This window comes from Acidovorax sp. FG42, assembly GCF_057809195.1.
On the sequence record NZ_JBMDJM010000009.1, the window covers coordinates 130,463 to 153,161 of the forward strand.

Here is a 22,699-nt window from a genome sequence, read left to right on the forward strand (position 1 = left end):
AACCCAGGCGCCACGTGCGCCATGTTCCGCGCTGTGCGTAGGACAGAGGCCGACAGGGATGTGTGCCCCTGGTCCTCTGCCCTCCGCCCTCGGCGCCTCAGCGCGCCAGCACCGGCGCCAGCGCCTTGCCCGTGTGCGTGCCTGCCGCCACCACCTCTTCGGGCGTAGCGGCCGCCACGATGCGGCCACCGGCGTTGCCGCCCTCCGGTCCCAGGTCCAGGATCCAGTCGGCCTCGGCGATCACATCCAGGTCGTGCTCGATCACGATCACGCTGTGACCGCCGTCGACCAGGCGGTGCAGCACGCGGATGAGCTTGTCCACGTCAGCCATGTGCAGGCCCACGGTGGGTTCGTCCAGCACATACAGCGTGTGTGGCGCCTTCTGCCCCCGGCGGCCGACCTCGTCGCGCACCTTGGTCAGCTCGGTCACCAGCTTGATGCGCTGCGCCTCGCCACCGGACAGCGTGGGCGACGGCTGGCCCAGCGTGAGGTAGCCCAGGCCCACGTCCTTGAGCAGTTGCAGCGGGTGCGCGATGCTGGGCATGGTGGCGAAGAAATCCACGGCCTCGTCCACCTCCATCTGCAGCACGTCGCCAATGCTCTTGCCGCGCCAGGTCACGGCCAGCGTCTCGGGGTTGAAGCGCGCGCCGTGGCAGGTCTCGCAGGGTACCTTCACATCGGGCAAAAAGCTCATCTCGATGGTGCGCACGCCCGCGCCTTCGCAGCTCGCGCAGCGGCCCTCGCCGGTGTTGAAGCTGAAGCGCCCGGCCGCGTAGCCACGGGCCTTGGCCTCCAGCGTCTCAGCGAACAGCTTGCGGATGGTGTCCCAGAAGCCGATGTAGGTGGCGGGGCAACTGCGCGGTGTTTTGCCGATGGGCGTCTGGTCCACTTCGAGCACACGGTCGATGCTCTCGAAGCCTGACAGACCCGTGCAACCGACCAGCGGCGGCGCCTTGCCCGCGTCCATCGCGTCGCGCCCGGCCTTGGTACTGCGCTGCTGCACCCAGGCCTGCACGTTGGCCAACAGCACATCGCGCGCCAGGGTGGACTTGCCCGAGCCGCTCACGCCCGTCACCGCCACCAGGCGGTGCAACGGCACCGTGGCCGTCACATTCTGCAGGTTGTGCAATTGCGCGCCGTGCACCGTCAGCCAGCGCATGGCAGCGCGCTCCTTCGCTTCGGTGAGCGCATCGGCGGCCAGCGCGGCAGCCTGCGCGGCACGCTTCTTTACGGCGGCGCTTTGGCGGCCGGAGGGCGCTGCGGCTTCAGCCTGCGCAAAGGCCGCCGTGGCTTCGGCGCTCACTTCGCCTGACACCATGCTGCGGCGCAGTTGCAGCGGGTGCTTCATCGCGTGCAGCAGGTAGCGGCCGGTTTGCGAATCTTCTGTGGCCGTGAGGTCGCTCACCGAGCCCTGCGCCACCAGGCGCCCGCCGCGTTTGCCGGCGCTCGGGCCAATGTCGATGATGTGGTCGGCGCGGCGGATGGTGTCTTCGTCGTGCTCCACCACCACCAGCGTGTTGCCCTTGTCGCCCAGCTTGTGCAGGGCGTTGAGCAAGATCTGGTTGTCGCGCGCATGCAGACCGATGGTCGGCTCGTCGAGCACGTAGCACACACCTTGCAGGTTGCTGCCCAGCTGCGCAGCCAGGCGAATCCGCTGCGCCTCGCCACCGCTGAGCGTGGGCGCGCCCCGGTCCAGCGTGAGGTAGCCCAGGCCCACTTCTTCCAAAAACTCTAGGCGGCTCTGGATCTCGGGCACCAGGTCGCGGGCAATGTCGGCCTCGCGGGCTGTCATGCCGCCTTCCACACGCAAGGTCTCCACCCAGCGGCGCACGTCCGTGACGGACAGCGCGGCAATGTCGGTGATGCCCACGCCCGCAAACCGCACAGCGCGGGCCGTGGCGTTCAAACGCGTGCCGCTGCAGGTCGGGCAGGCCGTGTCAGCAAGGTCTTCCACCTCAGGCTCGGCAAAGGTCTGCTCGCGGCCCTTTTCCTTGTCGTCCTGCACCGAGTCGTCAAACACCTTGCGCTGGTCTTTGGTGAGCTTGACGCCGGTGCCCACGCAGTCGGGGCACCAGCCGTGTTTGCTGTTGTATGAAAAAAGGCGCGGGTCCAGCTCGGCATAGCTGGTGGCGCACACAGGGCAGGCGCGCTTGGTGGAGAACGCCTGCAGCGTGCCAATGCCCGCCGTGGGCTGGCCGCTCTCCATGGCCTCACGCAAACCTGCAATGCCACTGAGTACATGCACCACGCCCTTGCCGTGCGTGAGCGCATCGGCCAGCGCGGTGCGCAACTGCGCTTCGTTCTCGGGCGACACATCGAGGCTGGCCACGGGCAGCTCGATGGTGTGCTCCTTGAAGCGGTCGATGCGCGGAAAATTGGTGGTCGGCAGGAAGTTGCCGTCCACGCGCAGGTGCGTGTAGCCGCGCGGGCGGGCCCAGTCGGCCAGCTCGGTGTACACACCCTTGCGGTTCATCACCAGCGGCGCGAGCAGGCCGATATGCTGGCCCCGGAACTGCGTGAGCAGCTGCGCGGCAATGCTCTCGGGCGTCTGCGGCTGCACGGCGGCGCCGTCCTTGACGCAGTGCTGGGTGCCAAGCTTGACGTACAGCAGGCGCAAAAAGTGCCACACCTCGGTGGTCGTGCCCACGGTGGACTTGCGCCCGCCACGCGACAGGCGCTGCTCGATGGCGACGGTGGGTGGAATGCCATAGACCGCATCCACCTCGGGCCGGCCCGCAGGCTGCACGATGGAACGCGCATAGGCGTTGAGCGATTCCAGATAGCGGCGCTGGCCTTCGTTGAAGAGGATGTCGAACGCGAGTGTGGACTTGCCCGAGCCGCTCACGCCCGTGACCACATTGAACTTGCCGCGTGGAATGTCCACGCTCAGGTTCTTGAGGTTGTGTTCCTTCGCGTTGACGATTTCAATGGCGTTTTTGGCCTCAAGCGCTTGATGAATATGCGCAAGGCGCCCTGATTTTCGTAGCACAGCAGCTTTTTCGTGCACCGAATGGCCACCCACGCCCAGCGCCAATTCGTAGTCGCGCAGTGCCTGCCCGGTGTGCGAGGTGGCGTGGGCCCGCACGTCTTCGGGCGTTCCTTCGGCCACGATCAGGCCGCCCGCATCACCGCCTTCGGGCCCCAGGTCGATGAGCCAGTCGCTGGCGCGGATCACGTCCAGGTTGTGCTCGATGACGATGAGCGAGTGCCCCGCATCGATGAGCTTGCGCAGCGCGCGCATGAGCTTGGCAATGTCGTCAAAGTGCAGGCCCGTGGTGGGCTCGTCGAACAGGAACAGCGTGCCTTTGCGCGCCACAGCCTGGCGGGATTTGGCGGCCGTTTTCGCCGCTTCGGCCAGAAAGCCTGCGAGCTTGAGGCGCTGCGCCTCACCGCCGGACAAGGTGGGCACGGGCTGGCCCAGCGCCACATATTCGAGCCCCACGTCCACGATGGGCTGGAGCGCGCGGATCACGTCGCGGTCGTTGGCAAACACCGCCGCCGCCTCGGCCACGGTGAGCGCCAGCACATCGGCCACGTTCAGCGTCTTCCCGCCGCGCTCGATGGTGATCTCCAGGATCTCGGGGCGGTAGCGCTTGCCGTCGCAGTCCGGGCAGCGCAGATACACGTCCGATAGGAACTGCATCTCCACATGCTCAAAACCCGAGCCGCCGCAGGTGGGGCAGCGCCCGTCGCCGCTGTTGAAGCTGAACTTGGCGGCGGTGTAGCTGCGCTGCTTGGACAGCGGCGCCACGGCAAACAGCTCGCGGATGCTGTCCCACGCGCCTACATAGCTCACGGGGTTGGAGCGCGCGGTCTTGCCGATGGGCGACTGGTCCACAAACACCACGTCCGACAAATGGTCCGCGCCCAGCATGCGGTCGTGCGCGCCGGGCGCGTCGGTGGCCTTGCCGAAGTGGCGCAGCAGTGCGGGGGCCAGCACGTCCTGGATCAGGCTGGACTTGCCCGAGCCGCTCACGCCGGTCACGGTGACCAGGCGCTGCAGCGGAAATTCGACCGTCACATCCTTCAGGTTGTGTTCGCGCGCGCCCTCGAGGATGAGGCGCGGCGTCGATTCGGTCACCATGCGCTTGAAGCCAAAGCCCACATGCTTGCGGCCGCCCAGGTAGGCACCGGTGAGGGTGTCGGCCTTGCGCAAATCCGCCGTGGTGCCGTCGAACACGATCTGCCCGCCCAGGCGGCCCGGGCCGGGGCCCATGTCGATCATGCGGTCGGCCGCGAGCATGACGGCCGGGTCGTGCTCCACCACCACCAGCGTGTTGCCCGCATCGCGCAGGCGCAGCATGGCCTCGGTGATGCGGTGCATATCGCGCGGGTGCAGGCCGATGCTGGGCTCGTCCAGCACAAACAGCGTGTTGACCAGGCTGGTGCCCAGGGCCGTGGTCAGGTTGATGCGCTGCACCTCGCCGCCGCTGAGCGTGCGGCTTTGGCGGTCGAGCGTGAGGTAGCCGATGCCCACGTCGCACAGGTACTGCAGGCGCGTGGTGATTTCTTCGTGCAGCAGCTTCAGCGCTTGCGCGTCGCCACCCTTGGCATCGTCGCCCACCGGCAACTGCATGCGCGCAAAGAACTGGCGCAGGCGGTCAATGGGCAGCAGCATCAGGTCGTGCAGGCACAAGCCGGGCAAGGCCTCCAGTTGCTCACGGCTCCATTGCACGCCCTCGGGCAAGAAGCGTTTGGCGGGCTCCAGCACCGCGTCGGCGTCTTCCTTGCGGCCGATGCGCCAGAGCAGGCTTTCGGTCTTGAGGCGCGCCCCCGCGCAGGTGGGGCACGGCGTGTAGCTGCGGTACTTGGACAAGAGCACACGGATGTGCATCTTGTAGGCCTTGCTCTCCAGGTATTCAAAGAAGCGCTTGATGCCGTACCACTGCTTGCTCCACTGGCCGTCTTTGTAGCCTGGCGCGCCGTTGATGACCCATTTCTTCTGGTCGTCGGTCAGCTTGTACCAGGGCGTGTCGCGCGGGATGCCTGCGGCCTCGGCGTGGCGCATGAGGTCGTCCTGTGCCTCTTGCCATGCGGGGGTCTGGATCGTCTTGATGGCGCCCGCGCGCAGCGTGAGCTTGTCGTTGGGGATGACGAGGCCGTAGTCCACCCCGATCACGCGGCCAAAGCCCCGGCAGCTCTCGCACGCGCCCACGGCGGAGTTGAACGAGAACATCGAGGGGATGGGGTCGCTGTAGCGCAAGTCGCTGTCCGGGCAATGCAGGCCTGTCGAAAATCTCCACAACTCGGGCTCGCCCTCATCCACCAGCCGGTACACATTCAGCCGCCCTGTTCCGCGCTTCAGTGCCACCTCAATGGCCTCGATCACCCGCGCCTTCTCGGCGTTGCCCAGGCGGAAGCGGTCGGCCACCACATCCAGCACCTTGCGCGGGCCGGTGGGCGTGGCCACCTCGCGCTCGGCCTGCACCTTGGTGAAACCGCTGGCGGACAGCCATTGCTCGACCTGTTCGGCGGAGGTGCCCCCCGGCAGTTCCACGGGGAATGTCAGCACGATGCGCGGGTCGCCCGCCTCTGCACTGCGCTGCTGCAGCTCGGCATAGATGGTCTCGGGCGAGTCGTGCCGCACAGGCTGCGCGGTCTGCTTGTCAAAGAGCTGGCCCGCACGCGCGAACAGCAGCTTGAGGTGGTCGTTCAGCTCCGTCATCGTGCCCACGGTGGAGCGGCTGGAGCGCACCGGGTTGGTCTGGTCGATGGCGATGGCAGGCGGCACGCCTTCGACCTTGTCCACGGCGGGTTTGTCCATGCGGTCGAGGAACTGTCGCGCGTAGGCGCTGAAGGTCTCCACATAACGGCGCTGGCCTTCGGCATACAGCGTGTCAAACACCAGGCTGGATTTGCCGGAGCCGCTGGGGCCCGTCACCACCGTCAGTTCGCCGGTGCGGATGTCCAGGTCCAGGTTCTTGAGGTTGTGCTGGCGTGCGCCACGGATGCGGATCTGTCCCTGGGTCATGGAGGCGGTCTTTCTGGGGTGAGGCGGGACATTCTAGGGACGCACTCCGGGTTTGCGCGTGCGCCCGCCGATTACCCCCGAGGCGCGCTGCGGTGCTTTGACCGTGGACAAAGCAAAAGCAATGGAGCAGCGGCGGGCGAAAAGCGGGCGTTCCGGCCCGAAACATCGATCTGGACTGCGGCCTCCACACAAAACAAGAGGAGACCGCCATGACAAAACAATGGCAACTGCGGGCGGCGGGCTTGGTCCTGGCGCTGGCGGCCAGTGCAGCCAGCCATGCCCAGATCCTGATCGGCTAGACGGCAGGTTTCAGCGGCCAGGTTTCCGCCGGCGTGAAGAAGACCACCGACGGCGCACTGCTGTACATCGAATGCCATCAACGCTAAAGGCGGTGTCAACGGTCAGAAGATCGAGCTGATCTCCCTTGACGACAAGTTCGACCCCAAGCTGGCCGCGGAAAACGCCCGTACGCTGATCGAGGACAAGAACGTCTTGGCCCTGTTCCTCAACCGGGGCACCCCGCACACCGAGGCCATCCTGCCCCTGCTGGACAAACATGGCGTGGTGCCGGTGGCGCCGTCCAAGGGGGCCATGGTGCTGCACCAGCCGGTGCCCAAATACATCCTCAACGTGCGCGCCACCTACCAGCGCGAGGCCGTAAAGGGGATCACCCACCTGCCTTCCATGGGCATCAGCCGCGTCGCGCTGGTGTAAGCGGACGACAGCTTTGGCGCGGACGGCAACCAGGGCGCAAAAAAGGGCTTGGCAGCCGCCAAGCTGACCGCCGTGGTGTCCGAAAAATTCGACCGCGCCAAGCCCGACTTCGCCCCCATTGCCGCCAAGGTGGCCAAGGTGGCCAAGGCCGATGCGCAGGCGGTGTTGATGGTGGCCTCGGGCTCTGCAGTGGTGGACGCCACCAACGCGCTGCGCACGGCGGGCTCGGCCGCACAGATCGTGACGCTGTCCAACAACGCCTCCAGCGGCTTCATCAAGAGCCTGGGTGCCAACGCACGCGGCGTGATCGTGACCCAAGTGTTCCCCAACGAGCGGGCCGTGACCTACCCGATGGTGAAGGAGGCCCAGGAGATGGCCAAGACCAAGGGGCTCACCGAAATCAGCCCCGCCATGCTCGAAGGCTTTGCCGCCGCCAAGGTGCTGGTCGAAGGCCTCAAGCGCGCAGGTCCCAAGCCCGCCCGCGAGAAGATCCAGACCGCGCTGGAAAGCATCAAGAAGCTGGACCTGGGCGGGCTGGAGGTGAACTTCAGCCCCGAAGACCACACCGGGCTGGACTTTGCCGACCTGTCCATCATCGGCACGGACGGGCGCTTCCGCCGCTGAGCGCGTGGGCACTAGGTCTACGCGTTTTTACAGTTGTCCCGCGCGAGGGCGCCCCTACACTCGGGCGCTCTATATGCAGGAGACAACCCCATGAAGACAACTGGCTTGGCCGGCGCACTCTGCGCCCTGGCCGCCGCCCTTGGCATCGGTTCCGCCCACGCACAGATCCTGATCGGCCAGACGGTGGGCATCACCGGCTCGGCCGCCGCCACGGTGGCCGAATCCATGCAGGGTGCAGCCCTCTATATCGACCACGTCAACGCCAAGGGCGGCGTGGGCGGGCAGAAGGTGGAGGTGCTGTCGCTGGACGACAAGTTCGACCCCAAGCTGACCCTGGACAACACCCGCACGCTGATTGAACAAAAGGGCGTGATTGGCCTGTTCATGACCCGTGGCACGCCCCACACGCAGGGCATCATCCCGGTGCTGGAGCAGCATGGCGTGCCGCTGGTGGGCCCGTCCACCGGAGCGATTGCGCTGCACCAGCCCGTGAGCAAATACGTGTTCAACGTGCGTGCGCCCTACCAGCGCGAGGTGACCAAGGCCATTTCGCACCTGCACACGCTGGGCATCCAGCGCATTGGCGTGGTGCATGTGGACGACACGTTTGGCGCGGACGGCCTGGCAGGTGCGCAGGCCGGCTTCAAGGCCAACAACATCGAGGCGCTGTTCATCGAGAAGTTTGACCGCGCCAAGCCCGACTACAGTGCCATCGCACCCCGCGTGGCCAGCAAGCAGCCCCAGGCCGTGATCTTCATCGGCACGGGCGCGGCGGTGGTCGATGGCATCAAGGCACTGCGCGCTGCGGGCGTTGCCGGCCAGATCGTCACGCTGTCCAACAACGCGTCGGGCGGGTTTGTGAAGGCCCTGGGCGACCAGGCCCGGGGCGTGGTAGTGACGCAGGTGTTCCCGTCGGAGCGCTCGCTCAACTACCCCGTGGTCAAGGAGGCCATGGACTTGGCCAAGGCCAAGAACATCGGCGACCTGACGCCCGCCATGCTGGAGGGTTTTGTGAGCGCCAAGGTACTCGTGGAAGGCCTCAAACGTGCAGGCGCCAAGCCCGACAGCGCCAAACTCCACATGGGGTTGGAAAGTATCAAGAAGTGGGATCTGGGCGGCATGGAGCTGAGCTACAGCCCCACCGACCACAGCGGGCTGGACTTCTCCGACCTGTCCATCATCGGCACGGACGGCCGCTTCAAGCGCTGACACGGCTCAAGCTTCCGAGCCGCAGGACACTACAAAAAAAGGCCCTGCCAGCAATTGCTGGCAGGGCCTTTTTCGTGCCGGGCAATGCACTTATTGCGCGCTGGCGGCCGAGGCAGGAGCCGCGGCGGGTGCAGGTGCGGCAGCAGGTGCCGCAGCGCTGGCCGGGGCCTCCGGCGCGTGCACCGCATCGGCGCCGTGCTTTTCACCGCCCATGTCGGCCTTGTCGCCCGCCGTGATGATCACGTACATCGACAAAGCAGCAAACAAGACGAAGCCAACAACAATCTTCCACATATCAATATCTCCTGGGATGGGTTTGTTCAATCAAGGGGCCTGGCTGAACGCGCGAGGTTGTGGGTTGTACTGGTGCGCGGTACAAGCCCCTTGATGGAACACAGGGCCCGACCCTTGCGGGACGGGCCCTGTACACCGGTCAGTAACGATCAGTCGTTGGCGTAGATGTCAACGTCCTTGGTTTCCTTGATGAACAGCCCACCGATCACCACCGTAGCACCGGCGATGATGATGGGGTACCACAGGCCGTTGTACATGTTGCCGGTCTGGGCCACGATGGCAAACGCCGTGGTGGGCAGCAGGCCGCCGAACCAGCCGTTACCGATGTGGTACGGCAGGGACATGGACGTGTAACGGATGCGGGTGGGGAACATTTCGACCAGCATGGCGGCGATGGGGCCGTACACCATGGTCACCAGCAGCACCAGGTAGGTCAGGATGATGGTGACCATCACCTTGTCGATGCGGGCTGGGTCAGCCTTGGTGGGATAGCCAGCGGCCTTCAGGTCGTCGGCCACGAGCTTCTTGAACTCGGCGTCCTTCTTCTTGGCTTCGTCAGCGCTCAGGCCCTTGCTGGAGTACGAGGGGATCGCGGTTTCGCCAATCTTGATGGTCGCCACCGTGCCGGCGGGAGCCACAGCGTTTTCATAGCTCACCGAAGCGCCAGCCAGCACCTGCTTGGCGATGTCGCACGAGCTGGTGAACTTGGTGGTACCTGTCGGGTTGAACTGGAACGAGCACTCGGCAGGGTCGGCGGTGATCACCACCTTGTTCTTGGCCTGGGCTTCAGCCAGAGCTGGGTTGGCCGCCTTGGTGAGGGCGCCGAACACAGGGAAGTACGTCAGCGCGGCCAGCAGGCAGCCTGCCAGGATGATGGGCTTGCGGCCGATCTTGTCGGACAGGGCACCGAACACGATGAAGAACGGCGTGCCGATCAGCAGCGACACGGCCACAAAGATGTTGGCGGTGGCGCCATCAACCTTCAGTGCTTGCGTCAGGAAGAACAGCGCATAGAACTGGCCCGAATACCACACCACGGCCTGACCGGCGGTCAGACCCACCAGTGCCAGGATCACGATCTTGAGGTTCTTCCACTCACCGAAGGATTCCTTCAGCGGGGCCTTGGAGGTCTTGCCCTCGGCCTTCATTTTTTGGAAGGCAGGCGATTCGTTCATCGACAGGCGGATCCACACCGAGATGGCCAGCAGCAGGATCGACACGATGAACGGGATGCGCCAGCCCCAGTCGGCAAAGGCTTCTTCACCCAGCACGGTACGGGTGCCCAGGATCACCATCAGCGACAGGAACAGACCCAGCGTAGCAGTGGTCTGGATCCAGGCCGTGTAGGCACCGCGCTTGCCGTGTGGAGCGTGCTCGGCCACATAGGTGGCAGCACCGCCGTACTCACCGCCCAGTGCCAGGCCTTGCAGCAGGCGCAGGGCAATCAGGATGACAGGAGCGGCCACACCGATGGACGCGTAAGTCGGCAAGATGCCCACGATGAAGGTGGACAGGCCCATGATCAGGATGGTGACCAGGAACGTGTACTTGCGGCCAATCATGTCGCCCAGGCGGCCGAAGAAGATGGCGCCGAAGGGACGAACAATGAAGCCCGCCGCAAACGCCAGCAGCGCGAAGATGAACGCCGAACCGGCATCCAGACCGCTGAAGAACTGCTTGGCGATGATGGCTGCGAGCGAGCCGTACAGGTAAAAGTCGTACCACTCGAAAACGGTGCCGAGCGACGAGGCGAAGATAACCTTCCTCTCTTCGGGCGACATCGGCCGCGGTGCGGGATGAACAGTTGCCATGGTGTGTGTCTCCTATTGGTGTTACAGACCGCACTGCGGCGGGCTTGGGGAACGTGTTCGCGGTCTTTTCGGGGTCGCGCAAGTGCATTGCCGGTGTGGGATGCAAGGCGCGGTGCGCGGTGGATAGCCTGGCTATCCACAAGCGCCGCAACGCCGCAGACTGCCCGGCAAAACACTTGCCCGAAGGGTTGGAGCGAAATCTGGCGATTGGGCGCCTCGACTGCTTGCATGGGCATGAGCCCATGCGGCGCATCCGAGGCATCCACTCACTCCGATTGCGCTCCAACGCGGCCCCGAAAAGACCGCGAACACGTTCCCTTGCATTCTTGGAGATGGCACTGACCACCCTCTGACGCGAAACCAACAAGAGCTTTCATCAAACTGACCGCTCTCTGACAACTTAGGGTGAAACCCGCAGCACCCCTTTCAGCATCCGGAAATTGCTCAGCGCTTGCCGGGTAAACCCGATGGGAGCTGGCTGACGGCGTCCCAGGCCGGTCCGTCGAACCAGGCGTCGCCGTCGAGGTAGGCACGCAGCATGGGCAGGCCGTCGAGCCCCCAGAACAACTTGCCGTCCACCCCGAACGCGGGCACGCCAAACACACCGGCGGCCTGCGCGGCCTCGGTGTTGGCGCGCAGCAAGGCCTTGGGGCCGTCGCTGTTCACGTCCTGCCCGGGGCGCACTTGCTCCGCCAGCGCCTCGGCCAGCGCGGCCAGCCGCGCGGGGTCGAGCGCGTCGGCGCCGCCCTGCCACACGTGGCGCAGCACCGTGCCCGTCACATAGCGGTTGATGCTGCCGTCGTCGCTGCAGGCCAGGGCCTGGCGCAGCAGGGGCAGCGGGTTGAACGGGTGGCGCGCCGGCATCTGCAGTGGCGTGCCTTGCGCATGGCCCAGCCAGGTCACATGACGGTAGGTCCAGTCGCGCTTGGGGGCAATGCCCGCAGGGCCGGGGTTGCCGTGCTGCTGCAGCAGGGCACCCAGCAGCACGGGCTGGTAGGTCACGCTGTAGGTCAGCCCTTCCAGCACCTCGGGCAAGCGCTCAAACGCGAGCCAGGCATAGGGCGAAATGAAGTCCAGGTAGAACGTGATGCGCTTCATGCTTCGGTCTCCGGCACGGGCCAGGCAATGCCCGCACGCTGCAACAGCTGCGCCCAGATGGCGCGCCGCTGCGGGGCGTCGGCGCGCGACCAGACACGGATTTCATCCAGCGTGCGAAAGCAGCCTTCACAGTGGCTGCGGTCGGGCGTCATGCGGCACACAGAAATGCAGGGTGAAGGTACCGGCTCGGTGCTTTGGGGGTCAAAATGGCCGGTAGCGCTAGTGTCTTTTGCCTTGGCAGCTAGCAAATCAATAGCATTCATGCGGCCACCTGGGGCGCGGGGGTGTCCGCCACAGGCGCTTGCACCACGTCCACCACGGGAGCGCCCGTCAGGCGCTGCAGATCAGTGGGGTGCAGGGGGAACACGCCATGCGGGTGGCCCGCTGCGGCCCACACCACGTCAAAGCGCAGCAGGTCCTGGTCGATGAGTGTGACCGGCGGCGTGGCATGTGCCACGGGCGACACGCCGCCAATCGAAAAGCCGGTGCGCGACTTGACGAACTCGGCATCGGCGCGGCCGATCTTGCCGCCCACATGGGCTTCCACCTTTTTCTCGTCCACGCGGCGGTCGCCCGATGTGACCACCAGCACCGCTGCATCGTCGCTCTTGCGCCGGAAGATGATGCTCTTGGCCACCTGCCCCACCAGGATGCCCAGCGCATCAGCGGCCTGCTGCGCAGTGCGCGCGGCATCGTCCAGCATCTGCGGCAGGTGCGGGTGGCCGAGCCGCTGCAGCTCGGCAGCCACACGCTGTACGCCCTCGGGCAGATTCTTCAGTTCGGCTCCACACATGCGCATCGGTCTCCAGCGGGCCCCAGGGGGGCGTGATTCGGTCGGGTCTCCCTCCATTTTGCCGCGCGCCAGGGCCTGCCTGGCGCCCTGCCCCGCATGTCCCTGCGCTGCGCTCCGGCACCCGGACCAAATCAGGCCACTTTACAAACAGGAAATGTGCGCCCCCCACAATGCGCCGAACTTTCCACCCCCACGCCCCAAGCCCCACGCCCATGAACGATGCCGCGTTGTCCCTGTTGTGCCCGAGCCTGTCTGCGCCGTCCCCTGCCGATCCCGTGTCAGGCCGCGCCGCCCGCCACGCCCTGGGGGCCTTGCCGTCCCGGGGAGCGTTGCTGGGGCTGCTGCTGATCGCAGGCATCCTGGCCGGCTGCAGCAAACCCAACGAGGCCCCCGCACCGGCCAAAGCCGTCCCTGAAGTGGGCGTGGTCACGCTCAAGCAGCAAAGCCAGCAGCTCGAAGCCGCGCTGCCGGGCCGTACCCGCGCCTCGCTCACGGCCGAGGTCCGGCCCCAGGTGTCGGGCATCCTGCAAAAGCGTCTGTTCACCGAAGGCGCGCTGGTGCGCCAGGGTCAGCCGCTGTACCAGATCGACGACGCCTCGCTGCGCGCCACCGAGGCCAGCGCGCAGGCCGCCCTGGCCAAGGCCGAGGCCACCGCGCGCACCCAGGAGGCCACGGCCAAGCGCAATGCGGAGCTGGTGAAGATCGACGCCATCAGCCAGCAGGCGTTTGAAGAAAGCCAGGCCGCCGCCGCCCAGTCGCGCTCCGACGTGGCCGTGGCCCAGGCCAACCTGGCCACTGCGCGCATCAACCTCAAATACAGCCGCATCGAGGCCCCGATCAGTGGGCGCATCAGTCTGTCCAACGTCACGCCGGGGGCGCTGGTCACCGCCAACCAGGCCGACGCACTCACCTCCATCGTCCAGCTCGACCCGATGTACGTGGACTTCACCCAGTCCACCACCGAGCTGATGCAGTTGCAGCGGGACTGGGACGCAGGCCGCTTCCAGAAGGTCGAGGGCGACAAGATCCCGGTGCGCATCCGCCTGGACGACGGCACCGAATACGCGCAGCGCGGCCAGCTGCAGTTTGCGGGCGTGATCGTGAACGCCACCACCGGCACCGTCACGCTGCGTGCCGTGGTGCCCAACCCCAAGGGCACGCTGATGCCCGGTATGTACGTACAGGCGCTGCTGCCCACCGGCCTCGCGCCCGAAGCCCTGCTGGTGCCCCAGCAGGCCGTGACCCGCGACCTCACCGGCAAGCCCAGCGTGCTGGTGGTCAAGGACGGTGATGTGGTGGAAAAGCGCCCGATCAGTATCGACCGTGCCGTGGGCAACCAGTGGCTGCTGCAGGGCGGGCTGGCTGCGGGCGAGCGCGTGGTGGTCGAGGGCTTCCAGCGCGTCAAACCCGGCGACAAGGTGCGCGCGGTAGAGATAGACCCCAAAGCCCCCGCCAAGGGCGGCAAGGGCGCCCCTGTCGCTGACGCACCCGCCGCCGCCGGTGCCGCGCCCGCGTCAGCCCCCGCGTCCAATCCCGCTCCGGCAGCCTCCCGCTGAGCACGAAGGACGCAGCACATGGCTCAGTTCTTCATCAACCGGCCCATCTTTGCGTGGGTCATCGCCATCATCATCATGCTGGGCGGCGCGCTGTCCATCGTCACGCTGCCGCTGGAGCAGTACCCGGACATCGCTCCGCCGCGCGTGACCATCGGCTCGCAATACACCGGCGCCTCGGCCGAGACGGTCGAGAACTCGGTCACGCAGATCATCGAGCAGCAGCTCAAGGGCATCGACAACATGCTCTACATGAGCTCGACCTCTGATGCCTCGGGCCGCTCGCGCACCACCCTCACCTTCGCACCCGGCACCAACATCGACGTGGCGCAGGTGCAGGTGCAGAACAAGCTGCAGGCCGCCACCAACCGCCTGCCCGACGCCGTCAAGAGCCGGGGCGTGTTCGTGAACAAGGGCGGGCAGGACTTCCTCGTCACCTACAGCTTCTTCTCCAAAGACCCGTCGATGAGCGCCGTGGACATCGGCGACTTCCTGACCAGCAGCCTGGTGGACGTGATCGGCCGTATCGACGGCGTGGGTGACGTGACCGTGTTCGGCACCAACTACGCCATGCGCATCTGGATGGACCCGGCCAAGATGGAGAAGTACGCGCTGATGCCGTCGGACCTGGTCAACGCGCTCAACGCCCAGAACGCCCAGGTGTCTGCCGGCCAGCTGGGCGCCCTGCCGGCAGTGTCCGACCAACAGCTCAACGCCACCATCACCGCCCGCACCAAGCTCAAGACCGTGGAGCAGTTCGAAGCCATCGTGCTCAAGTCGGCGCTCGATGGCTCGGTGGTGACCATCAAGGACGTGGCCCGTGTGGAGCTGGGCGCCGAGAACCTGACCGTGAAGGCCAAGCTCAACGGCATGCCCGGCGCAGGCATGGGCATCGTGCTGGCCGACGGCGCCAACGCGATGCAGGTGGCCGACGCCATCGCCGCCAAGCTGGCCGCGCTGAAGCCCTACTTCCCCAACCAGATCGACTACTTCGTCAGCTCGGACTCCACGCCCTTCGTGCGCGCCTCCATCAAGGAAGTGGTCAGCGCGCTGGGCGAGGCCATGATCCTGGTGGTGATCGTGATGTTCGTGTTTTTGCAGAACTTCCGCGCTACGCTGATCCCCGCCATTGCCGTGCCCGTGGTGCTGCTGGGCACCTTTGGGGTGCTGTCGCTCGCGGGCTATTCGATCAACACGCTGACCATGTTTGCCATGGTGCTGGCGATTGGCCTGCTGGTGGACGATGCCATCGTGGTGGTCGAGAACGTCGAGCGGGTGATGCACGAGACCGGCCAATCGGCCAAGGAAGCCACCCGCCAGTCCATGCGCGAGATCACGCCCGCCCTGGTGGGTATCGGGGTCACGCTGTCGGCGGTGTTTGTGCCCATGGCGTTCTTTGGCGGCTCCACCGGCGTGATCTACCGGCAGTTCTCGATCACCATCGTGGCGGCCATGGCGCTGTCGGTGTTTGTGGCGCTGACCCTCACCCCGGCGCTGTGCGCCACGCTGCTCAAGCCCGCAGCCGCATCGGCTGGGCATGACCGGCCCATTCGGCGCGGCCTGCTGGGCCTGAACGACCGGTTCTTCCGCTGGTTCAACCACCACTTCGATGCCACTGCGGCGCGCTACCAGGGCACTGTGGCCTACACCCTGCGCCGCACCAAGCGCATGGCGCTGATCTTTCTGGCCGTGTGTGGCGTGGTCTGGCTGCTCATGGCGCGCCTGCCCACCTCCTTCCTGCCCGACGAAGACCAGGGCTTTCTGTACGTGAACGTGAACCTGCCCTCGGGCGCCGCCGATGCCCGGCTGCAAAGCGTGCTGGACCAGGTGCGCGACTACTTTGCGCAGCAGCCCGATGTGCTGAGCTTCTACCAGGTCTCGGGCATCAACGGCGACCAGGCCTCGGCACGCGGCTTTGTGCGCCTCAAGCCCTGGGAAGACCGCACGCTGCCCAACCAGGCCGCCGCACAGATCGCCTACAAGGCCACGCGCGACCTGGCCTCCATCCGTGATGCGCGGGTGCTGGTCGTCATGCCGCCGGCCGTGCGGGGCCTGGGCTCCAGCTCGGGCTTCAACTTCGTGATCAAGGACATGAACGGGCTGGGCCACCAGGCGCTGCTGGCGGCCACCAACACCTTCCTGACCGAAGCGCGCAAGCGACCCGAGCTGACCAACCTGCGCATGACCAATCTGGAGGACGCCAGCGAGCTGCGCCTGGAGATCGATGACCGCAAGGCCGCTGCGCTGGGGCTGTCGTACAACGACATCAACAGCGTGCTCTCCAGCGCCATTGGCGGCACCTACGTGAACGACTTTTTGAACAACGAGCGGGTCAAGCGCGTGTACATCCAGGGCGACGCGCCAGCACGCATGCTGCCGCAAGACGTGGCGCGCTGGAGCGTGCGCAACAGCAAGGGCGAGATGGTGCCGTTTGGCGCGTTCTCGACCAGCTACTGGGCCTACGGCTCGCCGCAGCTGCTGCGCTACAACGGCAACCCTGCCTACGAGCTGGAAGGCCGCGCGGCACCGGGCGTGAGCTCGGGCGCCGCCATGAAGATCGTGGAAGACATCCTGCGCACGCTGCCGCCCGGCATCGGCTACGAGTGGACGGGCGCCTCGCTGCAAGAGCGCCAGTCTGGCGCCCAGGCGCCCATGCTGTACGCAATCTCGATCCTGTTCGTGTTCCTGTGCCTGGCCGCCCTGTACGAGAGCTGGACCGTGCCGCTGTCGGTGATCCTGGCCGTGCCGCTGGGCGTGGTGGGCGCGCTTGCGGCCACTTACACCCGGGGCCTGACCAACGACGTGTACTTTCAGGTGGGGCTGCTGACCACCGTGGGGCTGGCGTCCAAAAACGCGATCCTGATCGTCGAGTTTGCAGTGCAGCTGCAGGACCAGGGCAAGAACCTGTTCGATGCCATCGTGGCCGCCGTGCGCCTGCGCCTGCGCCCCATCCTGATGACATCGCTGGCCTTTGGTTTCGGGGTGATCCCGCTGGCCATCGGCACCGGCGCGGGTGCCGGAGGGCGGGTGGCCATCGGCACCGCCGTGCTGGGCGGCATGCTGGCGTCCACCGTGCTGGGCATCTTCCTGGTGCCGGTGTTCTTCCTGCTGATCCGCCGCTGGTTCAAGAGCCGGTCGCGCAGCGAGGACAACGCACCGCCACCGCCTGCCACCACCCTACCGCACCCCACTCAGGAGAGCGCAGCATGACGCGCCCACCATTTTCGCCACGCCGCCAGCGCCGGCCTGCCGCCATCGCTGTAGCCCTGGCCACCACCGCACTGATCGCGGGCTGCAACCTGGCCCCCATGCACCAGACCCCCGCCCTGCCGGTGCCTGACACCGTGGGCTCCACCAGCGGACAGCCGGCCGTGGCCAGCGACGCCAGCCTGCAGGCGGCAGCGGCGCTGGGCTGGGTGCAGGCCCAGCCGCTGCGCGATGTCATTGCCCTCGCGCTGTCGAACAACCGCGACCTGCGCGTGGCCGTCGAGACCATCGAACGGGCCCGCGCCCAGTACGGCATCACCCGCGCCGACCTGTTGCCCAGCGTCACCGCGCAGGCGCAGGCCAGCCGCGCGCGCACCGCCGCCGGCATGAGCAGCGCCACAGCCCCTGCGCAGGTGGCCACGCAGTACACGGCACAACTGGGGTTTGCCAGTTACGAGATCGACTTCTGGGGCCGCGTGCGCAACCTCAACGAGGCAGCGCTGCAGCAGTTTCTGCAGAGCCAGCAGAACCAGCGCAACATCCAGACGGGCCTGATTGCCGATGTGGCCAACGCCTGGCTCACCCTGGCCGCCGACGAAGCCCGGCTGCAACTGGCGCGCGACACCCTGGCCAGCCGCGAAAAGGCCTATGCGCTGACCGAACGCATCCACGCCATCGGCTCCACATCGGGACTGGTGCTGGCCCAGGCGCAGACCACGGTGGACGCCGCACGCGGCGATGTGGCGACCTACCTGGCGCAGGTGGAGCGCGACCGCAACGCACTGCAATTGCTGGTGGGCGGCCCGGTGCCTGCGGCCCTGTGGCCCACTGCCAGCACGCTGCGTGCAGACGCGCAGGCCCCGGCGGCCTTGCAGCCCGTGCCGGTGCCGCTGGCGTCCAACGTGCTGCTCGCCCGCCCCGATGTGCAGGCCGCCGAAAATGCCCTGCGCGCCAGCGAAGCGAACATCGGGGCTGCGCGGGCGGCCCTGTTCCCCACCATCAGCCTCACGGCCAATGTAGGCACTGGCAGCCGCGAGCTGGACGGCCTGTTTGGCGCGGGCAGCGGCACCTGGAGCTTTGTGCCGCTGGTCCGCCTGCCCATCTTCGACGCCGGCCGCAACCGCGCCAACGTGCAGGTGGCCGAGGCCAACCAGCGCATCGCGGTGGCCCAGTACGAAAAGGCCGTGCAGACCGCGTTCCGCGAGACCGCCGATGTGCTGGCCGACCGCGCGCAGTGGGACGAGCGCATTGCCGCGCAGACGCGGCTGGTGGCCGCCACCCAGAAAGCGTTCGACCTGTCGGAGGCGCGTTTCAAGGCCGGGGTGGACAACTACCTCACGGTGCTGGATGCGCAGCGCAGCCTGTATGCGGCGCAGCAGACCCTCATCGGCCTGCGCCAGGCCGAGCAGGTCAACCGCGTGACGCTCTGGAAAGTGCTGGGCGGCACCCCGGACGCCGGTTGACGGCGGCCGGGTGCAGATGGATCAATAGTCAGCCCGCGCGCTTGGTCAGCAGAGCGTTGGCCGCGCGTGAGTTGGGCTTGCGACCCAGAAAACCGCTGATGTAGGCGCCTGCGTCGATGAGCAGGTCTAGGTCGATGCCGGTCTCAATGTCCATGCCCTGCAGCATGTAGACCACATCTTCGGTGGCCACATTGCCGGTGGCGCCCTTGGCGTAGGGGCAGCCGCCCAGCCCAGCCACGGACGATTGGAAGTTCCACACACCCAGCTCCAGCGCGGCCAGCGTGTTCGACAGCGCCTGGCCGTAGGTGTCGTGGAAGTGTCCCGAGACTTCATCGATGCCAAAGTGCTGCAGCGTCGCCTCCAGCGCCTTTTGCACCTTGCGCGGCGTGCCCACGCCGATGGTGTCGGCCACATCCACGCGCTGCACGCCAATGCCTTTGAGCAGCCCCGCCAGGTACGCCACGCGTTCGGGCGCAATATCGCCTTCGTACGGGCAGCCCACGGTGCAGCTCATGGCGCCGCGCACGCGGATGCCTGCGGCCAACGCGGCCTCTACCACTGGGGCAAAGCGCTCAATGCTCTCGGCAATGCTGCAGTTGATGTTGCGCTGGCTGAAGGCCTCGCTGGCGGAGCCGAAGACGACGATCTCGTCGGGCTTGTCGAGCACGGCCGCCTCAAAGCCCTTGAGGTTGGGCGTGAGCACCGAATACGCGACGCCGCTCTGGCGCGTGATGCCCGCCATCACCTCGTGGTTGTCGGCCATCTGCGGCACCCACTTGGGGCTGACGTAGCTGGTGACTTCGATCTCTTGCAGGCCCGCCTGCTGCAGGCGGTGCACCAGCTCGATCTTGACGGCGGCAGGCACCGGGGTCTTTTCGTTCTGCAGGCCGTCGCGGGGGCCAACGTCGATGAGGCGGACGCGGGAGGGAATGCTCATGGGGCTACCAAGGGTGGACAAGGAATCTCGCCATTGTCTCGCCAGCGCCGCCGCAAGGCCACCTCATATCGTGCCAGACCACTCGCCGGACGCGCCATCAGCCGCTCTGCGCCTCGGCGTCTTCCACCTCCTGCCGCAGCAAGGCCACCATGGCCTGCGCCGCCAGCGACAGGGACCGCCCGCGCAGCGTGATCAGCCCGATGGGCCGGTGCAGCACAGGCGCCTTGAGCGGACGCGTAACCACCTCGGGCCGACGCACCACCTGGGCGGCCAGCTCGGGCAGCGCGCTCACCCCCAGCCCCGCCGCCACCATGGCCGCAATGGTGGCCAGGTGCTCCACCTCGTAGTGGGGTTCAAAGCGGATGCGGTGCGTCAGCAGGGCCTCTTGTGCGTACTGCCGCACGCTGGTGCCCGCGGGCATGGAGATGTGGGGCAGCTCGGCCACATCGGCCCAGGCAACAGCGCCCCGCCCACGGGCCAGCGGGTGCGTGCGCGGCATCAGCAGCACAAACCGGTCGGACACCAGCGGGGTGTAGTCCAGGTCCGCGTAGGCGGGGTTGGCGGCCGTGAGGGCAAAGTCCACCCGCCCGGCGCGCACCATGTCAAACGCCGGGCCCGCCAGGCTGTCGATCAGCTCCATCTGCACGCCCGGGTGCTGCGCGGCAAACCGGGCAAAGGCCCGTGGCACAGCCCCTGCCGCCAGCGACGGCAACGCCGCCAGCGCCACGCGGCCCACCTGCAGCTGCGCCACCTCCTGCACGCGGCGCACGGTCTCCTCCATCTGATGGCGCAGAAAACGCGCCTGCTCGGCAAACACCTCGCCCGCCAGCGTCAGCTGCACGGTGCGCGTGGTGCGCTCGAACAGGCGCACGTCCAGCATCTCCTCCAGCCGCGCCACCGTGCCAGACACCGCCGATTGCGACAGGTGCATCTGCAAGGCGGTGCGCCGAAAGCTCAGCGTCTCGGCCAGCGACAGGAACACATCCACCTCGCGGGCGGACCAATTGATCTTCATATCCGATCAGTCTATCGAAAAAGACGTCTGGACCGCGCAATGCAGGATACCTAGACTGCATCGCGTAGCAGCATGACAAGCAGAAAAACTGGAGACACGATGGAAACAAGTTCGCCTCGCAATGCACGCACCGTGGTGGTGGGCGGAGGCACCATGGGGGCCGATGTGGCCGTGGTTCTGGCGCGCGGGGGCGCCCACGTCACGGTGGTGGACCCGCACACCGACCGCCGCAACCGGCTGCTGCCCCACATCGCCCAGGAGCTGACCGCCGCCGGCCAAGCCGCCCATGCCGGCCCGGTGCAGGTGTGCGCCTCGCTGCAGGAGGTGGACTGGAGCGGCGTGGTGCTGGTGGTCGAATGCATCACCGAGCAACTGACCGCCAAACAGCAACTTTTTGCCGAGCTGGAAGCAGTAGCCCCCGCCAACGCGGTGCTGGCAAGCAACAGCTCGGGCTTTCCCATCAGCGCCATTGCCCAGGGGCTGGCCACGGCGCAGCGCATGCTGGGCCTGCACTTCTTCATGCCAGCCCACCTGGTGCCATTGGTGGAGGTGGTGCTGGGCGAGCGCAGCGACCCGGCCCTGGGCACCTGGCTGCACGCCTTCATGCGCGGCTGCGGCAGCGTGCCGGTGCTGGTCAAGAAAGACAAGCCGGGCTTTCTGGCCAACCGCATGCAGCACGCGCTGTCGCGCGAGGCCTTTGCCCTCATCGACGAAGGCATTGCCTCGCCCGAAGACGTGGACGCCGCTGTGCGCTTTGGCTTTGGCTTCCGCTTTCTGGCGGCGGGGCCGGTGCTGCAGCGCGACCATGCAGGCATTGAGGTGCACACCGCCGCCGCGGCCACCATGTACCCAACCCTCTCCAACACCGACATACCCGCCCAGGCCCTGCGCGACAAGGTGGCCCAGGGCCAGCTCGGCATGAAGACCGGCAAAGGTTTCTTTGATTGGCCGGAAGACCGCAAGCGGGCCGAGCGCGAACGCTACGACACGCTGCTGCGCCAGGGCCTGGCCCTGCTAGCCAGCGAGCTGCCCACCATCGAGCCCCCTGCCGACGCTGCCCCCGATACCGGAGATCGTTCATGACCGCCTCGCCCGCATCACCCGCCATGACCAGCCCGTGGGCCGACCCGCTGATCGTGACCGTGGCCCCCAACGGCGCGTACAAGCAGCCCGCTGACCACCCCGCCGTGCCCATCACCCCCGCCACGCTGGCCACCACGGCCAAGGCCTGCCTCGATGCGGGCGCGGCCATGCTGCACATGCACATTCGCGACGCACAAGGCCGCCACAGCCTGGATGTGGAAGGCTACCGCGAGGCCCAGCGCGTGGTGCGCCAGGCCGTGGGCGATGCCATGGTTATCCAGATCACGAGCGAAGCCGCAGGCGTCTACCAGGCCCCAGCGCAGATCGCCATGGTGGAGGCATTGCAGCCCGAGGCCGTCTCCATCGGTCTGCGCGAAGTGGACAAGCCCGAGATCGGCGACGCGGGGCTGCAGCGCTTCTTCACCGGCCTGGCCCAGCGCCGCACCATGGTGCAGGTCATCCTGTACGACGTGGCCGACCTGCGCCGCTGGCAGGCCTTGCGAGCCAGCGGCGTGGCGCCGGATGCACCCTGGTTCCTGCTGTTTGTGCTGGGCCGCTACAGCGCGGGCCAGACCTCCAGCCCGCGCGACCTGCTGCCGTTTCTGAACGCCCACGACGGCAACGAACCCTGGGCCGTATGCGCCTTCGGCGCCGCAGAGAACGCCTGCGTGGCCGCCGCTGCCGTATTTGGCGGCCACGCCCGCGTGGGGTTTGAAAACAACCTGCTGTGCAAGGACGGTAGCGTGGCCCCCGACAACACTGCGCTGGTGCGCCAGGCCGTCGAAGCGGCCGCCGCGTTGGGCCGCCCGCTGGCCACCGCCGCCGACATCCGGCAGCGCTTTGGTGCGCCCTGAGAGCCCCTTTCACTTCATCCATTGACATCAACCCGCAGCAGACGGGCCTTATCCATCCCCACAGGAGACTGAC

General features: G+C 66.9%; 14 protein-coding genes and 1 pseudogene. 7 read left to right on the forward strand and 8 right to left on the reverse strand.

The annotated features are described in order from the left end of the window. Positions 1 to 97: 97 nt before the first annotated feature. Positions 98 to 5,971 (reverse strand): excinuclease ABC subunit UvrA, encoded by a 5,874-nt coding sequence (gene uvrA, locus ACODSM_RS11765; protein WP_488805384.1) that lies wholly within the window; start codon positions 5,969 to 5,971, stop codon positions 98 to 100. Between the two features lie 209 nt (positions 5,972 to 6,180). Between uvrA and ACODSM_RS11770 the strand changes: the two are divergent. Both ACODSM_RS11770 and ACODSM_RS11775 read left to right on the forward strand, forming a co-directional pair. After that, positions 6,181 to 7,309: pseudogene (locus ACODSM_RS11770) on the forward strand (ABC transporter substrate-binding protein). 90 nt (positions 7,310 to 7,399) lie between these two features. Beyond that, entirely contained in the window at positions 7,400 to 8,518 is a 1,119-nt protein-coding gene (locus ACODSM_RS11775; protein ID WP_488805385.1) for an ABC transporter substrate-binding protein, read from the forward strand. Positions 8,519 to 8,608: 90 nt separating this feature from the next. Here ACODSM_RS11775 and ACODSM_RS11780 read toward each other — a convergent pair whose 3' ends face one another. The 5 genes from ACODSM_RS11780 to ACODSM_RS11800 form a co-directional block, all read right to left on the reverse strand. Beyond that, positions 8,609 to 8,812, reverse strand: coding sequence for a hypothetical protein (locus tag ACODSM_RS11780; RefSeq protein ID WP_015015743.1), 204 nt, complete (start codon positions 8,810 to 8,812; stop codon positions 8,609 to 8,611). 149 nt (positions 8,813 to 8,961) lie between these two features. Then, positions 8,962 to 10,623 (reverse strand): MFS transporter, encoded by a 1,662-nt coding sequence (locus tag ACODSM_RS11785; protein ID WP_110960330.1) that lies wholly within the window; start codon positions 10,621 to 10,623, stop codon positions 8,962 to 8,964. A gap of 444 nt (positions 10,624 to 11,067) precedes the next feature. Then, positions 11,068 to 11,721, reverse strand: a complete 654-nt coding sequence (locus ACODSM_RS11790) for a 2-hydroxychromene-2-carboxylate isomerase (protein ID WP_488805386.1) — start codon at positions 11,719 to 11,721, stop codon at positions 11,068 to 11,070. Continuing rightward, on the reverse strand, positions 11,718 to 11,984 hold the full coding sequence (locus tag ACODSM_RS11795) for a DUF1289 domain-containing protein (protein WP_060985846.1): 267 nt from the start codon (positions 11,982 to 11,984) through the stop codon (positions 11,718 to 11,720). The genes ACODSM_RS11790 and ACODSM_RS11795 overlap by 4 nt, the downstream gene beginning before the upstream one ends. Beyond that, positions 11,981 to 12,514 carry a YbaK/EbsC family protein gene (locus tag ACODSM_RS11800; RefSeq protein ID WP_488805387.1) on the reverse strand — a complete coding sequence of 178 codons (534 nt, stop codon included), beginning with the start codon at positions 12,512 to 12,514 and terminating at the stop codon, positions 11,981 to 11,983. Before ACODSM_RS11800 ends, ACODSM_RS11795 begins: the two co-directional genes overlap by 4 nt. Positions 12,515 to 12,726: 212 nt before the next feature. Here ACODSM_RS11800 and ACODSM_RS11805 point away from each other — a divergent pair, with 212 nt between their 5' ends. The 3 genes from ACODSM_RS11805 to ACODSM_RS11815 are packed head-to-tail and all read left to right on the forward strand — an operon-like array spanning position 12,727 to position 18,737. Next, the gene (locus ACODSM_RS11805) at positions 12,727 to 14,070 is read left to right on the forward strand and encodes an efflux RND transporter periplasmic adaptor subunit (RefSeq protein ID WP_488805388.1); all 1,344 of its coding nucleotides are present in this window, start codon (positions 12,727 to 12,729) and stop codon (positions 14,068 to 14,070) included. Between the two features lie 18 nt (positions 14,071 to 14,088). After that, positions 14,089 to 17,277: an efflux RND transporter permease subunit gene (locus tag ACODSM_RS11810; protein WP_488805389.1), complete on the forward strand. Its 3,189-nt coding sequence runs from the start codon at positions 14,089 to 14,091 to the stop codon at positions 17,275 to 17,277. Continuing rightward, positions 17,274 to 18,737 (forward strand): efflux transporter outer membrane subunit, encoded by a 1,464-nt coding sequence (locus ACODSM_RS11815; RefSeq protein ID WP_488805390.1) that lies wholly within the window; start codon positions 17,274 to 17,276, stop codon positions 18,735 to 18,737. The genes ACODSM_RS11810 and ACODSM_RS11815 overlap by 4 nt, the downstream gene beginning before the upstream one ends. A 28-nt stretch (positions 18,738 to 18,765) precedes the next feature. Here the strand turns inward: ACODSM_RS11815 and ACODSM_RS11820 are convergent, their stop codons facing one another. Together ACODSM_RS11820 and ACODSM_RS11825 are read right to left on the reverse strand one after the other, a co-directional pair. Continuing rightward, complete coding sequence (locus tag ACODSM_RS11820; protein WP_488805391.1) at positions 18,766 to 19,674, reverse strand: hydroxymethylglutaryl-CoA lyase; 909 nt, start codon at positions 19,672 to 19,674, stop codon at positions 18,766 to 18,768. Between the two features lie 97 nt (positions 19,675 to 19,771). Next, positions 19,772 to 20,689, reverse strand: a complete 918-nt coding sequence (locus ACODSM_RS11825) for a LysR family transcriptional regulator (RefSeq protein WP_209817905.1) — start codon at positions 20,687 to 20,689, stop codon at positions 19,772 to 19,774. A gap of 99 nt (positions 20,690 to 20,788) precedes the next feature. Here ACODSM_RS11825 and ACODSM_RS11830 point away from each other — a divergent pair, with 99 nt between their 5' ends. Together ACODSM_RS11830 and ACODSM_RS11835 are read left to right on the forward strand one after the other, a co-directional pair. Beyond that, positions 20,789 to 21,772 (forward strand): 3-hydroxyacyl-CoA dehydrogenase family protein, encoded by a 984-nt coding sequence (locus ACODSM_RS11830; RefSeq protein ID WP_488805392.1) that lies wholly within the window; start codon positions 20,789 to 20,791, stop codon positions 21,770 to 21,772. Beyond that, positions 21,769 to 22,626: a beta-keto acid cleavage family enzyme gene (locus ACODSM_RS11835; protein ID WP_488805393.1), complete on the forward strand. Its 858-nt coding sequence runs from the start codon at positions 21,769 to 21,771 to the stop codon at positions 22,624 to 22,626. The genes ACODSM_RS11830 and ACODSM_RS11835 overlap by 4 nt, the downstream gene beginning before the upstream one ends. Positions 22,627 to 22,699 lie beyond the last annotated feature (73 nt).

What these genes read in the sequence shown, in the direction of transcription:
- uvrA (WP_488805384.1), bottom strand. Translation starts at nt 5,971, where the DNA reads ATGACCCAGGGACAGATCCGCATCCGTGGCGCACGCCAGCACAACCTC.
- ACODSM_RS11775 (WP_488805385.1), top strand. Translation starts at nt 7,400, where the DNA reads ATGAAGACAACTGGCTTGGCCGGCGCACTCTGCGCCCTGGCCGCCGCC.
- ACODSM_RS11780 (WP_015015743.1), bottom strand. Translation starts at nt 8,812, where the DNA reads ATGTGGAAGATTGTTGTTGGCTTCGTCTTGTTTGCTGCTTTGTCGATG.
- ACODSM_RS11785 (WP_110960330.1), bottom strand. Translation starts at nt 10,623, where the DNA reads ATGGCAACTGTTCATCCCGCACCGCGGCCGATGTCGCCCGAAGAGAGG.
- ACODSM_RS11790 (WP_488805386.1), bottom strand. Translation starts at nt 11,721, where the DNA reads ATGAAGCGCATCACGTTCTACCTGGACTTCATTTCGCCCTATGCCTGG.
- ACODSM_RS11795 (WP_060985846.1), bottom strand. Translation starts at nt 11,984, where the DNA reads ATGAATGCTATTGATTTGCTAGCTGCCAAGGCAAAAGACACTAGCGCT.
- ACODSM_RS11800 (WP_488805387.1), bottom strand. Translation starts at nt 12,514, where the DNA reads ATGTGTGGAGCCGAACTGAAGAATCTGCCCGAGGGCGTACAGCGTGTG.
- ACODSM_RS11805 (WP_488805388.1), top strand. Translation starts at nt 12,727, where the DNA reads ATGAACGATGCCGCGTTGTCCCTGTTGTGCCCGAGCCTGTCTGCGCCG.
- ACODSM_RS11810 (WP_488805389.1), top strand. Translation starts at nt 14,089, where the DNA reads ATGGCTCAGTTCTTCATCAACCGGCCCATCTTTGCGTGGGTCATCGCC.
- ACODSM_RS11815 (WP_488805390.1), top strand. Translation starts at nt 17,274, where the DNA reads ATGACGCGCCCACCATTTTCGCCACGCCGCCAGCGCCGGCCTGCCGCC.
- ACODSM_RS11820 (WP_488805391.1), bottom strand. Translation starts at nt 19,674, where the DNA reads ATGAGCATTCCCTCCCGCGTCCGCCTCATCGACGTTGGCCCCCGCGAC.
- ACODSM_RS11825 (WP_209817905.1), bottom strand. Translation starts at nt 20,689, where the DNA reads ATGAAGATCAATTGGTCCGCCCGCGAGGTGGATGTGTTCCTGTCGCTG.
- ACODSM_RS11830 (WP_488805392.1), top strand. Translation starts at nt 20,789, where the DNA reads ATGGAAACAAGTTCGCCTCGCAATGCACGCACCGTGGTGGTGGGCGGA.
- ACODSM_RS11835 (WP_488805393.1), top strand. Translation starts at nt 21,769, where the DNA reads ATGACCGCCTCGCCCGCATCACCCGCCATGACCAGCCCGTGGGCCGAC.